The organism is Phormidium sp. FACHB-1136 (assembly GCF_014697375.1).
GTDB lineage: Bacteria > Cyanobacteriota > Cyanobacteriia > Phormidesmidales > Phormidesmidaceae > Nodosilinea.
In genome coordinates this window covers 74,439-89,460 of the sequence record NZ_JACJRS010000003.1, presented here as the reverse complement: position 1 = coordinate 89,460, position 15,022 = coordinate 74,439, and the positions used below count along the sequence as shown (strand labels likewise).

The window sequence follows — 15,022 nt, the reverse complement described above, 5'->3', positions numbered from 1 at the left end:
CCCTAGCCATGTTGTCACCCGTTAAGGGCTAAAGTACAAGCTGGCAGTAGGTTTCTCAAGATTGAGGTGTTTGGCTTATCCCGAACTGAGGTTAGGCCATGATTGTGGAAAGGACTCAGCCGAAAACAGCCTAGGTTTTTAAACAATAAAAGTCCTGGCTCAACTACCCCGAAGAACCAGGACTCTTGAGCGGAGAGTCTCCATCCGTCTCAAGCTGTATCGGTGCTGGGGCGATGTAGAGATGCCGCATAGCACCAGAAATATTTGTAAGCTGCGTAGCTATGTAGGGTGGGTACTGCCCACCATCAAGAAAACTTGTAAACCAGAATTTTTACGGCAGCACTGGAGTGCAAACCAGTTCTTATCAACAATGTTCTGGTTAATTAAGGATGTCCCCACGGTGGGGGTGAGCGGCTCTGGGTGAAGAAACTTACCTCAACCGTGGGGGGTAAGGTGGGCAATGCCCACCCTACGGGGAAGTAAGGTGAGCGGTGCCCACCTTACGGGGGAGCATCGGTTAGCCGAAGCGGCTGGAGGTGGAGGCGATCAGGAAGGCGGCGTAGGTGACGATGTAGCCCACGGTGAAGTGCGCTAGACCAACCACGCGAGCCTGCACGATGGACAGGGCCACGGGCTTGTCCTTCCAGCGAACCAGGTTCGCCAGGGGAGTGCGCTCGTGCGCCCACACGATAGTTTCGATCAACTCCTGCCAGTAGCCCCGCCAGGAGATCAGGAACATGAAGCCCGTCGCCCAGATCAGGTGGCCGAACAGGAACATCCAGGCCCAGACGGCGAGGTTGTTCATGCCGTAGGGGTTGTAGCCGTTGATCAACTGCGAGCTATTCAGCCACAGGTAATCGCGGAACCAGCCCATCAGGTAGGTGGAGTTTTCATTGAACTGGGCGACGTTGCCGCTCCAGAAGGTGAGATGCTTCCAGTGCCAGTAGAAGGTGGTCCAGCCGATGGTGTTCAGCATCCAGAACATCGCCAGATAGAAGGAATCCCAGGCGGAGATGTCGCAGGTGCCGCCCCGGCCAGGGCCGTCGCAGGGGAAGCTGTAGCCGAAGTCCTTCTTGTCGGGCATCAGCTTGGAGCCACGGGCATCCAGGGCACCCTTGACCAGAATCAGGGTGGTGGTGTGCAGACCGAGGGCAATGGCGTGGTGCACCAGGAAGTCGCCAGGGCCAATGTTGAGGAACAGGGAGTTGGTGCCGCTGTTGATGGCATCCATCCAGCCCGGTAGCCACACGTTGCCGAAGTTGGGCCAAGCGGTGGTGGCGATGCTGTCGGGGTTAGACAACAGGGTGTTGAACCCGTAGAGCAGTTTGCCGGAGGAGGCTTGCACCCACTGGGCGAAGACAGGTTCCACCAGGATTTGCTTTTCGGGGGTGCCAAAGGCAACCACCACATCGTTGTGGACGTACAGCCCTAGGGTGTGGAAGCCCAGGAACAGCGACACCCAGCTCAGGTGGGAAATCAGCGCTTCCTTGTGCTCCAGCATTCGAGCCAGCACGTTGTTTTCGTTGGCCTTAGGATCGTAATCCCGCACCAGGAAGATGGCCCCGTGGGCAAAGGCCCCCACCATCAAGAACCCAGCGATGTACTGGTGATGGGTATAGAGGGCGGCCTGGGTGGTGTAGTCCTTGGCGATGAAGGCGTAGGAGGGCAGTGAGTACATGTGCTGCGCCACCAGGGAGGTGACCACCCCCAAGCAGGCCAGGTGCCAGCCGAGCTGGAAGTGCAGGGAGTTGTTGTAGGTGTCGTACATGCCCTTGTGGCCCGCCCCAATCATGCCGCCAAAGGGAGTTCCCGGCGGGGGATTGTGGGCTTCCATGATGGTCTTCATGTCGTGGCCAATACCGAAGTTCGTCCGGTACATGTGGCCTGCGACGATGAACAGCACCGCAATGGCTAGGTGGTGGTGGGCAATATCCGTCAGCCACAGGGCCTCGGTTTGGGGATGGAACCCACCCAAAAAGGTGAGAATGGCATCGCCAGAACCCGTTGCCGTACCAAAGATGTGGCCAGGGGTATCGGGGTTCTGGGCATAGACTCCCCACTGCCCGGTGAAGAAGGGCGCGAGACCTGCCGGGTGGGGCTTCACAGAGAGGAAGTTATCCCAGCCCACATGCTGCCCCCGCGCTTCGGGGATGGCGACGTGGATGAGGTGGCCCGCCCAGGCCAGGGAGCTGACCCCAAACAGTCCGGCCAGGTGGTGGTTCAGGCGGGATTCCGCATTTTTGAACCAGGCCAAGCTGGGCCGATACTTGGGTTGAAGGTGTAGCCAGCCTGCGAACAGCATCACCGCCGCCAGCACCAGCAGGAACATGGCCCCGCTGTAGAGGTCGCCGTTGGTACGCATACCGATGGTGTACCACCAGTGGTAGACCCCGGAGAAGGAAATGTTAACCGGATAGCTGGCCCCGGCTTGGGTGAAGGCATCCACCGCCGGTTGACCAAATTGCGGATCCCAAATCGCGTGGGCGATGGGCTTCACGCCGAGGGGGTCTTTCACCCATTGTTCAAAGTTGCCTTGCCAGGCGACATGGAACAGGTTGCCCGATGTCCACAAAAAGATGATTGCCAGGTGGCCAAAGTGGGAGGCGAAGATCTTTTGGTAAAGATTCTCCTCGGTCATGCCATCGTGGCTTTCAAAGTCGTGGGCGGTGGCAATCCCGTACCAGATCCGCCGTGTGGTCGGATCGGCTGCCAAGTCCTGGCTAAATTTAGGGAATTTAGTTGCCATGAATCAAATCAGGTTTGATGTACAAATGGACAGAAACCGTAATTCGCTGAAATGCGGGGGTGGAGACGGGTTTGGCCTTGGGTTTGGCCCTCACCTGTGCCCTCTTCTTTAGGCATCTGCTGATACAGAGGTTTGGAGGGGTCCCCCCTGCCCCCCTTGGGAAGGGGGGTTTTGGAATCAAAGTCTTCCTTATTTAAGGGAATCTCGGAGTCAAAGTCCCCCTTTCTAAGGGGGATTTAGGGGGATCCTCCCAGGGTTTGATGAACGACAAACGCTCTATACAGACATCAGCCTTTGGATAAGGACTAGGGTGAGGGCCGTTCCCTGAACCGGACAGTCTCGCTAGCCCACCGCAATAATTCGAGCCAGGAAGAAGGCCCAGGTGGTGGCGATGCCTCCGAGGAGGTAGTGGGCCACACCCACAGCCCGACCTTGGGTGATGCTGAGGGCACGGGGCTGGATGGCGGGGGCCACCTTCAGCTTGTTGTGCGCCCAGACGATGGACTCGATCAGTTCTTGCCAGTAGCCGCGACCGCTGAACAGGAACATCAGGCTGAAGGCCCAAACAAAGTGGGCACCCAGGAACATCAGGCCGTAGGCCGACAGGGAGGAACCGTAGGAGCCAATTACCTGGGAGGCTTGTGCCCAGAGGAAATCGCGCAGCCAACCGTTGATGGTGATGGCGCTGTTGGCAAAGTTGCCGCCCGTAATGTGCGACACCGAGCCGTCTGGGGAGACCGTGCCCCACACATCGGACTGCATCTTCCAGCTAAAGTGGAAAATCACGATGGATAGGGAGTTGTACATCCAGAACAGGCCCAGGAAGACGTGATCCCAACCGGACACCTGGCAGGTGCCGCCCCGACCGGGGCCATCGCAGGGGAACCGGAAGCCCAGTTCGCCTTTGTCGGGCACCAGGCGAGAGCTACGGGCATAGAGCACGCCCTTCAGCAGAATCAGAACCGTGACGTGGATGGTGAAGGCATGGATGTGGTGAACCATGAAGTCGGCAGTGCCCAGGGGAAGTGCTGCCATGGCCACCTTGCCGCCCACCGCCAGTACATCGCCATTGAACACAGGGCTAACCCCGGCCAAAGCGTTGGGAGCGGTGTTGCCCGCCGCCGCCGCATGGACGCCTTGGATCCACTGGGCAAACACGGGCTGAAGGTTAATCGCCGTATCGGAGAACATATCCTGGGGCCGACCCAGGGCGCGCATGGTGTCGTTGTGGATGTACAGACCAAAGCTGTGGAAGCCCAGGAAAATACACACCCAGTTGAGGTGGGAAATAATCGCATCCCGGTGACGCAACACCCGATCTAGCAGGTTGTTGACGTGGGTCGCCGGGTCATAATCCCGCACCATAAAGATGGCCGCGTGGGCACCCGCCCCCACAATCAAGAAGCCGCCAATCCACATGTGGTGGGTAAACAGCGACAGTTGGGTGGCGTAATCCGTGGCGATGTACGGATAGGGGGGCATGGCGTACATGTGGTGGGCCACGATGATGGAGAGAGACCCTACCCAGGCCAGGTTCCAGGCCAACTGGCAGTGCCAGGAGGTGGTGAAGATCTCGTACATGCCCTTGTGGCCTTCCCCGGTGAAGGGGCCTTTGTGGGCCTCTAGCACCTCTTTAAAGCTGTGGCCAATGCCCCAGTTAGTGCGATAGAAGTGGCCAGCCACGATGAACAGCACCGCCAGAGCCAGGTGGTGATGGGCCGTATCCGACAGCCACAGCCCGCCCGTTTGGGGGTTCAGCCCACCCTTAAAGGTGAGGAAGTCGGCATATACGCCCCAGTTGAGGGTAAAGAACGGCTTCAAACCCTCGGCAAAGCTGGGGTATAGGTCGGTCATCAGGCTCTTGTTGAGAATCCACTCGTGGGGGAGGGGAATCTTGGCCACGCTGTCGATGACCCGACCGCCGATGGTCAGGGGCTTCCCGGCATCAATGGCATCGAGACAGGCGTTGATGGGCAGAGAAACGTGGATCTGCTGACCCGCATAGCCCAAACAGCCCAGGCCCAGCAGCCCCGCCAGGTGGTGGTTCATCATCGATTCCACGTTTTGGAACCACTCCAGCTTGGGAGCGGCCTTGTGGTAGTGGAACCAGCCCGCAAACAGCATCAAGCCCGCCATCACCAGGGCACCGATGGCGGTGCAGTACAGCTCAAAGCCGTTGGTAATGCCGTTGGCCCGCCACATCTGGAACAGACCAGAGGTGATTTGAATGCCGTGGAAGCCACCGCCCACATCGGCATTGAGAATTTCTTGGCCAAAGATGGGCCACACCACCTGGGCGCTGGGCTTAATCCCGGTGGGGTTGGTCAGCCAAGCTTCATAGTTAGAAAACTTGGCCCCGTGGAAGTACATGCCACTCAGCCAAATAAAGATGACAGCGAGGTGGCCGAAGTGGGCACTGAAGATCTTCCGCGAAATATCTTCAAGGTCGCTAGTGTGACTGTCAAAGTCGTGGGCATCGGCGTGCAGGTTCCAAATCCAGGTGGTGGTTTTGGGGCCTTTGGCCAATGTGCGGTCGAAATGTCCCGGCTTAGCCCAGCGCTCAAACGAGGTGGCTACCGGATCCTTATCAACCACGACCCTAACTTTCTGTCCCGGTTCAGGGGGACTTATGGTCATGGAACTCTCCTCTCTACTACTCGAAACACAGAGCGGATATAAGGCGCTTCCTAAGATATAGACGTTTAAAAAGTGGGTCTATAGAAAGCTTCAATACACGGTTGGGGTGAGCAGCCTTTTCCATACGAAGGTCGGGAAAGTCCAACAGAGAACCCGTCGGACAGTCCCTCAACGATGGCTGAGAACTGCGTCAGATCTGTCTCTACCGGATCCTAAAACCGCCCAGGGCAAGCCCAGAACAGCCTTAAAACCAGGACTAGAGGTAGATTAAGTAACAAACTACAGAATGATTGCCGATCTTGATAAGCGAAATTTTCACAAGTTAATAACTCTGTCGAAATGAAATTAAGCCATGACGCTAGATCGTACAAAAACCAATCATTTTGTTGAGTTTTATTTCTTGCGGCCAAAGTTTTTTAGGGTTCCCCAACCCCGTGGCCTAATCCTACGCCTTCCCCCCATAGCCTTGGGTTGATCATCACTCAGGCCACGGGCGCAAAGCCCTAAACCCTTGACCGGGCGTGGGCTGGCAGGGGCGTGGTGATCGACACAACGCCGCCTCCCCAGTCGGTGTAGTCTGGGTCTACCCTAGAAATGGTCTGCTTCAGTCCCCGATATCTCCAGTACCCGACATCCCATGGTTGATCTCTACGCCCAACGCCGCCAGCGCGTGATGGATTTAATTGGCGGGGGCACCGCTGTCTTTGCCAGCGCCCCCACAGCGGTGATGCACAATGATGTGGAGCATCCCTTCCGCCAAGACAGCAATTTCTACTACCTGACCGGATTTAACGAACCGGGGGCCGTGGCGGTGTTGGCTCCCCACCATGAGGAGCACCGCTTTGTGCTGTTTGTGCGCCCCAAGGATTTAGAAAAGGAGATCTGGTCGGGCTATCGGGTCGGTGTCGAACAGGCCAAGGAACGCTACGGGGCCGACGAGGTCTATCCTATTGCAGAACTGGACGAACACCTGCCCAAGTATCTGGAAAAGGCGGATCGGCTTTACTACCACTTCGGCCATGACCAGCGCCTCAATGACCGAATGCTGCGTTACTGGCAACGCCTCTTGGCCACCTACCCCAAGCGGGGCACTGGCCCAGTCGCCATCGAGGATGCCGGACTACTGATGCAAACCCTGCGGCGGGTGAAGGACAGCACCGAACTGGAACGGCTGCGGCGGGCCATTGCCATCGCCGCCAAGGCCCACAACCACGCTCGCGACATTGCCGCCCCCGGTCGCTACGAGTACGAAATTCAGGCGGAAATGGAGCATATCTTTCGGCTCGAAGGGGCCATGGGCACCGCCTATCCCTCCATCGTGGCCTCTGGGGAAAATGCCTGCATCCTCCACTACATCGAGAACAACCGCCAAATGCAAGCGGGCGACCTGCTGCTGATTGATGCGGGCTGCGCCTACGACTACTACAATGCCGACATCACCCGCACCTTTCCCGTGGGAGGGCAATTCACCGCCGAGCAGCGGATTTTGTACGAACTGGTGCTAGAGGCCCAACTCAAGGCCATCGCCGCTGTGCAGCCCGGTGCGCCCTTTAATGAATTCCACGACGCCGCCACCCGCACCCTCACCGAGGGTATGGTGGAACTGGGTCTGCTGGTGGGCGATGTGGACACCCTGATCGAAGAGAAAAAGCACAAAGCCTTCTTTATGCACGGCACCGGACATTTTCTAGGGCTGGATGTCCACGATGCGGGCATTCTTCGCAACCCCGACAAAACCTGGAAACCCTTTGAGGTCGGCAACGTGGTGACGGTGGAGCCAGGGATTTACATTTCCCCCCACTACGAGCCCGCCGAGGGCCAGCCCCAGATTGAAGATCGCTGGCGCGGCATCGGCATCCGCATTGAGGACGACGTACTGGTCACCGAAGCGGGCTGCGAGGTGCTGACCGCCGCCGTGCCTAAGGATCTCAGCGCCATGGAACGCTAGGGGGCGATCTGCCCCAAGGCCAGAAACCCTTCTCTCTCAAGCGTGGTGGCCTTGAACCCAAGGCCAGTCAAAGGGATGGCAGCGAGAGGGCGCTAAGGGATTACACTCTCTTAAGGGTGTGGCGCTTGCTAAACGCAGGTTGGGCCTATCATGCAAGAAGACATCGCGGCACCAGAACCCCCCTTGAGCTACCAGCAGACCAGCCAGATCCAAACTCCCACCGATCCCACCGCACTCAAATCGGTGTTGGCCTGGTTTGACCAATTTCAGACAGCCCCCATCCCCCATGCGCTCTGGTTGCAGTGCCAACTCGCCTTAATTGAAGGCTTTACCAATGCTGTGCGCCACGCCCATGTTGGGCTCCCAGAAACCACCCCTGTGGTGATCGAAGTGAGCATCTCCAATTGCACCGTTGATGTACGAATTTGGGATCAGGGGCCGGGGTTCGATCTCAATGCCGTCCTCAAAACCAAACTCAGCACCCATAGCCCCCACGACGAGGGTGGACGAGGGCTTAAAATCATGTACCTGGTAGCCGATCAACTCAGCTATACCCCCAGCGACCGGGGCAATTGCCTGCATTTACACAAAACCTATGCCTAGGGCATTTCTATGCTAACCACTGTCACACACCTCGGAAGGCGAATGGCCCATTGGATTTTTCGTGGACTGAGGCTAGGGTTAAGGAGTCGTTAAGTCATCCACGCGAGTTGAACCCATGCGAGACCTCAATACCCAGGCCACCATCGAGATGCTAAACCAAATTATGGAGTTTGAACTGGCTGGGGTGGTGCGCTACACCCACTGCTCCCTGATGGTGACGGGGCCAAACCGAATTCCCATTGTGGACTTTTTCAAAGCCCAGGCGGCAGAATCGCTCCTACACGCCCAGGAGGCCGGGGAAATTATTACCGGGTTGGAAGGACACCCCAGCCAGCGCATTGCCCCCATCGAAGAAAACAATCGCCACGGGGTGAGGGATTTGCTGGAGGAAAGCCTAAACCACGAGCAAAAAGCCCTAGACATGTACAAACAACTGTTAGACGTGGTGGAGAACGCCAGCGTCTATTTAGAAGAGTTTGCCCGCACCAAAATTGGCCAGGAGGAACTGCACAACCTGGAAATCAAGAAAATGCTACGAGACTTTAGCTAACGCCAACTCGCTTTGTCCTACTGCATCAGATCCTACCCTCCGGGGGGTAATCGCGTTGATTCGGTCAGCGTGGAGTTGGGGCCATTGGGAACTGTCCGGTAGAATCTCAAGAGCGGTTCTCGCTGTCCTGTTGCCCACGCCCCATTTCCCGCTTAGTCGTCGAGAGTGCCCCTATGCCGTCTACCGTTTTGCCTGGGCAGAGCTATCCCCTTGGGGCTACCGTCTACGCCATTGGGATTAACTTTTGTATCTATTCCAAACACGCCACGGGCATCGAACTGTTGCTGTTCGATTCTGGAAATATTGTAGAGCCTAGCCGCGTCATCCCCCTCGACCCAAAGTGGAACCGTACCTCCTACTATTGGCATGTGTTTGTGCCGGGGCTGCGGGTGGGGCAAATCTACGCCTACCGTGTCCATGGCCCCTTCGATCCGGAGCTTGGCCACCGCTTTGATCCTCAAAAGGTGTTGCTCGACCCCTACGCCCGCGCCGTGGTGGGGGACGACCTCTACGACCGCAAATCCGCCATTCTACCGGGGGACAATTGCGCCACCGCCCTCAAGGGGGTGGTGGTAGACAACCGTAGCTACGACTGGGAAGGGGATCGGCCCCTGCGGATTCCCTATGCCAATAGCGTTATCTATGAAATGCACGTGGGGGGCTTCACCCAGCACCCCTCGTCTAACCTGCCGGAGGAGGAACGGGGCACCTTTGCGGGCATTATCGACAAAGTTCCCTACCTGCAAGACCTGGGCATCACCGCCGTGGAACTGCTGCCCATCCACCAGTTCGACCCCCAAGACGTACAGCCCGGACTACAGAACTACTGGGGCTATAGCACCCTGGGTTTCTTCGCCCCCCACCGAGGGTATAGTTCTCGCAAAGACCCGCTGGGGCCAGTAAACGAGTTTCGCGATATGGTGAAAGCCCTACACCGAGCGGGCATTGAGGTGATTTTAGACGTGGTGTTTAACCACTCCGCCGAGGGTAACCACGAAGGCCCCACCCTCAGCTTTAAGGGCATCGATAACGAAACCTACTATTTATTAGAAGACGACCTCGCCTTCTACGCCAACTACACGGGCTGCGGCAACACCCTCAAAGCCAGCCATGCAGTAGTGGGGCGCATGATTCTCGATAGCCTGCGCTACTGGGTTTCCCAAATGCACGTCGATGGCTTTCGGTTTGACCTCGCCTCGGTACTGTCGCGGGATTTGGCGGGCAACCCCTTAGAGGATCCGCCGATTCTGTGGAGCATTGAATCTGACCCAATCCTGGCGGGCACCAAACTGATTGCCGAAGCCTGGGATGCGGCAGGGCTCTACCAGGTAGGCACCTTCATTGGTGACCGCTTTGCGGAATGGAATGGCCCCTACCGCGACCATGTGCGCCAGTTTGTGAAGGGAGATCGGGGCGCGGTGCCCGACCTGGCGGCCCGTATCCTCGGTAGCCCCGACATTTACCAAAAGCCCAACCGCGAACCCAACCGCAGCATCCACTTCGTTACCTGCCACGATGGCTTCACCCTCAACGATTTAGTTTCCTACAACCAGAAATATAACGAAGCCAACCAGGAAGCCAACCGCGACGGCACCGATACCAACCATAGCTGGAACTGCGGCCAGGAAGGCTCCTCGGATACCCCCGCCATCGAACACCTGCGACGACAGCAGATCCGCAACTTTCTCACCCTGTTGTTCGTGTCCCAAGGCACTCCTATGCTGCTCATGGGTGACGAAATTCGCCGTAGCCAACTGGGCAATAACAACGCCTACTGCCAAAACAACGCACTCAGTTGGTTCAACTGGGACGATGTGGATCGGGAATATGACCTGTTACGCTTCACCCAAGGCATCATTCACTTCACCCAAGGTCTATCGATTTTCAGCATCGAACAACTGCTGCAAGTCACTCAAACCTGGCACCCCTCCCCCCACATTGTTTGGCATGGCTGCCGCCTGCACCAGCCCGACTGGTCAGAGAACTCTCACAGTCTTGCCTTTACCCTGTGCCACCCCGCCGCCAACGAACAGATCCACGTCATGCTCAATGCCTACTGGGAGGTTCTCGTCTTCGACCTTCCCAGGCTTAACCTCCCCCAACGCTGGCATCGGGTCGTGGATACCGCCCTCCCGCCCCCCAACGACTTTTGCTATCCTGAAGCCGCTCCCCCCGTCGATAGCTATCTCTACCCCGTCAGCGCCCGATCCGCCGTTGTCCTCCTTTGTCGAGATCATGGCTAAAAAAAAATAATAGGGGGTCTCACCCCTCATGCTTTTTTTGAGTTATTATGGTATTTAGATGCACCCTGATGGTAGGGAGAGCTGATCGGCTCTCCTTTTTTTTGACCATTTTCCTCCGCCCAGAGCATTTTTTCACCGTTGTTTTGCCGTTGATGACGGCCACGGTGCCCTCACTCAGGTCAGCTATTGGTGCTCAATTCAACAACGGCTCAAAGTGCTTGAGTGGCGTATCGCTAGAGGCCATAGTGGGGATCTGTCTCAACGTTACGATCTAGGATCCCTGATCCTGGAGGATGGGTTTGCCCTGGCCTACGAGCGCTAGCCCTGCTGGATGCTGCCATGAATTTCCCTTAAACCCTTGACCTTATACGTGGGTATAAGCAGTAGGCTTTGGGTGTGGAATCCTAGCGGAGGTCGCTCCATGTTTCAGGTTGGTGAAGTCTCCCGTCGCCTAGGGCTGAACCCCCAGACCCTCTATTTCTATGAGCGGATTGGCCTCATGCCTAGCCCCCAGCGCACGGCGGCAGGCTATCGGCTCTACGACCAGACGGATTTGGATCGGCTCACCTTCATCACCCAGGCCAAAACCCTAGGGCTAAGCCTGGATGACATTAAGGAACTGCTGGCCCTCCAGGATGGCCAACGCCTGTCTTGCCGGGAGGTGCAGGATCGGCTGCTGAGGAAAATGGAGCAGATCGACGAAACCATCCGCAACCTGCAAGCCCTGAAGGCCCAACTCAGTCCCCTTTTGGAACAGTGCCAGCGAGGCGCGGCCCAACCGGACGAGGGAAAGCAGTGTGTGGTGTTTCAAGCCCATTCGCTGACGGCGGCGGCATCCCTAGAGTCCAGGGACTGATTGCCCACTGATCCTTTTCCACTGATCCCAGATTTCACCCCATTTATTTTCATTTCACTTTATTTAAGGAAGCTAACGATGACTACTCTAAAGGTTGAGATTCTAGGCACGGGCTGCAAGAAATGCCAACAGCTAGAGGCCAACGCCAAGGCGGCCATTGGCAATCGGCAGCTAGAGGCCGAGGTGGCCCACATTACCGACACGATGGAAATCGTGAAGCGCGGCGTGATGAAAACCCCGGCCCTGGTCGTCAACGGCCAAGTCCTCAGCCAGGGCAAACTGCTAGAACCCGACGCCATCGCCGCCCTACTGCCTAGCTAAGGCAATCAGATCCCAGGGTTCTTGATCTAACCAGCGCTAGCTAATACAGCCCCAGACAGAACCCTGGGATCTTTCCTGACTCACCCATTGTTTACACCACAGGATCCCCAGCCAGCTTGGGGAGGAGGATCGTTTATGCATTTTTGGAAATCGGAATGGAAGCCGTTGCTGTGGATTGTGGCGGGATTTCTGGCCTGTTTTTACCTGCCCGTGGAGGCGATTCAGAACTCAGAACGCTTGCGTAATGCGGTGTTTGAGTCGCTGTATCTGGTGCGCTGGTATGCCCAGGAGCATGTGCTGCTGTGTTTGATTCCGGCCTTCTTCATTGCCGGAGCCATTGCCGTCTTCATCTCCCAAGACTCGGTGATGAAATATCTGGGGGCCAACGCCAACAAGGTTTTGGCCTACAGTGTAGCCTCGGTGTCGGGCACGATTTTGGCGGTGTGTTCCTGCACGGTGTTACCCCTGTTTGCAGGCATTTACCGCATGGGGGCGGGCCTTGGCCCTGCGACGGCGTTTCTCTACTCTGGCCCTGCCATCAACGTGCTGGCGATTATCCTGACGGCACGGGTGCTGGGGCTGAAGCTAGGCATAGCGCGGGCGGTGGGAGCGATTGGCTTCAGTGTGGTGATTGGCCTGCTGATGGCCTTCATTTTCCGCAAAGAGGAACTGGAGAAAATCGAGGCCCAGGCCGGATTCCCGGAACCGGAAGCCTCCCGTCCCCTGTGGCAAAATGCCCTGTTCTTTGGGGTAATGGTGGGTATTCTGGTCTTTGCCAACTGGGCTAAACCTGCGGAAATCGTCGGCCTTTGGGGGGCAATCTACGGCACAAAATGGTGGATCACCGGAGGACTAGGGGTGGCCTTGGCGGTGATGCTGATTCGCTGGCTGAATCTGAACCCCGGCAAGGTGGCCCTAGTGGCGGGTGTAACGACGGTCTTGGCCTTTCAGTTTGCGGCCCAGCCCATGGTGGCCTTTGGGGCAGCGGTGATCGGCCTCTCCTGGCTTACCAGTACGGACAAGGACGAGGCGGGTGAGTGGTTCCAGTCCTCCTGGGACTATGCCAAGCAAATTCTGCCGCTGCTGTTCTTTGGCGTGCTGGTGGCGGGGGCGCTGCTCGGTCGCCCTGGCCAAGAGGCGCTGATTCCCTCCCAGTGGATTACCTGGGCCGTGGGAGGAAACTCTCTATTTTCCAACTTCTTCGCCGCCCTGGCTGGAGCTTTCATGTACTTCGCAACCCTCACCGAAGTGCCAATTCTGCAAGGGTTGATTGGCAACGGTATGGGCCAAGGCCCCGCCCTGGCGCTGTTGTTGGCTGGCCCCGCCCTGTCGCTGCCGAATATGCTGGTGATCCGTAGCATTATGGGCACGAAAAAAACCGTGGTCTTCGTGGTGCTGGTGGTGGTGATGGCCACGCTGTCCGGGATTATCTACGGAGCGGTGGTGGGGTAAGCCTAAACTAAGGGCTACCATGATGGTGTTGGGGCGGAGGTTGATATCCGCACCCCAAAAATGTCGCCCTGTGGGCTAGGGGGTTCCGTGACCGACAAATACCCAGGGGTGGGGGATGGCATGGCTCGACCACCTACAGCGGCCCCAAGGCCAAACCCCTTACCCATCGAGATTTGTAATACTCAATCCTGATGGCTTACCCCCGGTGCAAACGGGCGAGGAGACCTCACCCCTACGGTTTGACGGGTTGGGAATCGAGGTTTTCTAATTCGGATTTGGGATAAGACCTCCCTCGCGCCCAGACGTTGCCGGGATTCCGTCTTCAAGGCTCCAGCCTCACCACAGCGGGGGCCAGAGTCTGGGCAAAGTTTGATGCGCGGTGTCAGAGACTCACGAAGCCTGCTTCCGCTGGCGGCCTTGCTCTGGGTATGGTCAAGATAACGAGGACAGCACATCCCGCAGGGGCTGGGTCATCCAGTTTAGCCCCACGCGAATTTGATGGGACAGGGTGGGCATTCGGTACAGATAGGCCAGTCGGCGGGCGACGTGGGCCAGTTCGCCCTCTAGTTCAATGCCCAGCCCAGTCAGGGTAGCGCGGTGGGTGCCGAGGGTAATCATCTCCCCTAGGTGGCGGTAGCGGAAGGGCAGTTGGGGGCGATCCGTCAGGCTGGCCCAGATGTTCCAGCCCACAAAATCAGCCTGTTGCAGGGCCACTTGGGCGGTGGTGGGCATTTGTTGACCTTCGGCATCGCGACAGTCGGCCAAGTCGCCTAGGGCGTAGAGGCCGGGGTGATCCACCGCATTTAGGGTGGGCTGCACGATAACCTGTTGCCGTTCGTTGTGCTTCAGAGGCAAGCTAGCGACAATGTTGTTGACGCGGGTGCCCACCGTCCACAGCACCACATCCACGGGCAGAATATCGGTTTGCCCGCGATAGGTGAGGCTGATGGTGTCGGCGGTGACGTTCTCCACGGCGGTTTCTAAGTCCACCCACACCCCTAGGTCGGCCAGTACCTTTTGGGCCACCTGGCGGTTGTGCTCTGGGGAGGTGCGCAGAACGGTATCCGTGCGTTCCACCAGGCGCACTCGGCCCCGTTCGCCCAGGTGCTCGGCCACCTTGCAGGCCACTTCCACGCCACTGTAACCACCGCCCACCACCGCCACTCGAATCTTATCGGCCTCGGAGGCTTGCAAAATCCGCAACCGCTCCTTCAGGTGATAGGCATCCTGCAAGGTGCGAAAGGCCAGGGCATGTTCCGCCACGCCGGGGGCCATATCCATGGGGGTGCTGCCGCCTAGGGCGAGAACGAGGTAGTCATAGGTCAAGGGCGATCCTTGGCTGAGGCTAACCTGCTTTTGCGCTAGGTCAATGTTCGTCACCTCCGCCTGCCGAAAGCGAATTTGGGTACCCGCCAGCACATCCGCGTAGGGAGGGGCCACCTCCCAGGTTTCCAACTCCCCGGTCACCAGTTCGTAGAGCAGCGGCAAAAACAGAAACCGATCCCGATGATCCACCAACGTTATGGTAGGCGGGTTGTCTTCCCAGGGTAGTTGGCTCAGCCGCAGCGCCGTGTATAGGCCACCAAAGCCGCCGCCAAGGATACAGATATGTCGGGGAGCGTCTGTCATGGGAAAAACTCGGATACCTCCTCTCTCTTCTAACGCA

The 15,022-nt window shown here is 57.7% G+C and carries 10 protein-coding genes; 7 read left to right on the top strand and 3 right to left on the bottom strand.

Annotated features, from left to right (window positions below):
* Positions 1–517 precede the first annotated feature (517 nt).
* Both psaB and psaA read right to left on the bottom strand, forming a co-directional pair.
* Entirely contained in the window at positions 518–2,746 is a 2,229-nt protein-coding gene (psaB, locus tag H6G62_RS01990) for a photosystem I core protein PsaB (protein ID WP_190492438.1), read from the bottom strand.
* Positions 2,747–3,088: 342 nt separating this feature from the next.
* A complete protein-coding gene (gene psaA, locus H6G62_RS01985) occupies positions 3,089–5,383 on the bottom strand; it encodes a photosystem I core protein PsaA (RefSeq protein ID WP_190492437.1) in 2,295 nt (764 codons plus the stop codon).
* Positions 5,384–6,020: 637 nt separating this feature from the next.
* On the opposite strand from psaA, the gene H6G62_RS01980 reads away from it, so the two are divergent.
* The 7 genes from H6G62_RS01980 (at position 6,021) to H6G62_RS01950 (ending at position 13,356) form a co-directional block, all read left to right on the top strand.
* Complete coding sequence (locus H6G62_RS01980; protein WP_190492436.1) at positions 6,021–7,331, top strand: aminopeptidase P N-terminal domain-containing protein; 1,311 nt, start codon at positions 6,021–6,023, stop codon at positions 7,329–7,331.
* A gap of 150 nt (positions 7,332–7,481) precedes the next feature.
* Entirely contained in the window at positions 7,482–7,934 is a 453-nt protein-coding gene (locus tag H6G62_RS01975) for an ATP-binding protein (protein WP_190492435.1), read from the top strand.
* A gap of 115 nt (positions 7,935–8,049) precedes the next feature.
* Positions 8,050–8,484 (top strand): ferritin-like domain-containing protein, encoded by a 435-nt coding sequence (locus H6G62_RS01970; protein WP_190492434.1) that lies wholly within the window; start codon positions 8,050–8,052, stop codon positions 8,482–8,484.
* A gap of 173 nt (positions 8,485–8,657) precedes the next feature.
* Positions 8,658–10,727: a glycogen debranching protein GlgX gene (gene glgX / locus H6G62_RS01965; protein ID WP_190492433.1), complete on the top strand. Its 2,070-nt coding sequence runs from the start codon at positions 8,658–8,660 to the stop codon at positions 10,725–10,727.
* Positions 10,728–11,148: 421 nt separating this feature from the next.
* Positions 11,149–11,583 (top strand): heavy metal-responsive transcriptional regulator, encoded by a 435-nt coding sequence (locus H6G62_RS01960; RefSeq protein ID WP_190492432.1) that lies wholly within the window; start codon positions 11,149–11,151, stop codon positions 11,581–11,583.
* A 78-nt stretch (positions 11,584–11,661) separates the two neighbouring features.
* The gene (locus H6G62_RS01955) at positions 11,662–11,904 is read left to right on the top strand and encodes a thioredoxin family protein (RefSeq protein WP_190492431.1); all 243 of its coding nucleotides are present in this window, start codon (positions 11,662–11,664) and stop codon (positions 11,902–11,904) included.
* A 135-nt stretch (positions 11,905–12,039) separates the two neighbouring features.
* Entirely contained in the window at positions 12,040–13,356 is a 1,317-nt protein-coding gene (locus H6G62_RS01950) for a permease (RefSeq protein WP_190492430.1), read from the top strand.
* Positions 13,357–13,788: 432 nt separating this feature from the next.
* Here H6G62_RS01950 and H6G62_RS01945 read toward each other — a convergent pair whose 3' ends face one another.
* On the bottom strand, positions 13,789–14,985 hold the full coding sequence (locus H6G62_RS01945) for an NAD(P)/FAD-dependent oxidoreductase (RefSeq protein WP_190492429.1): 1,197 nt from the start codon (positions 14,983–14,985) through the stop codon (positions 13,789–13,791).
* Between the last annotated feature and the right edge of the window lie 37 nt (positions 14,986–15,022).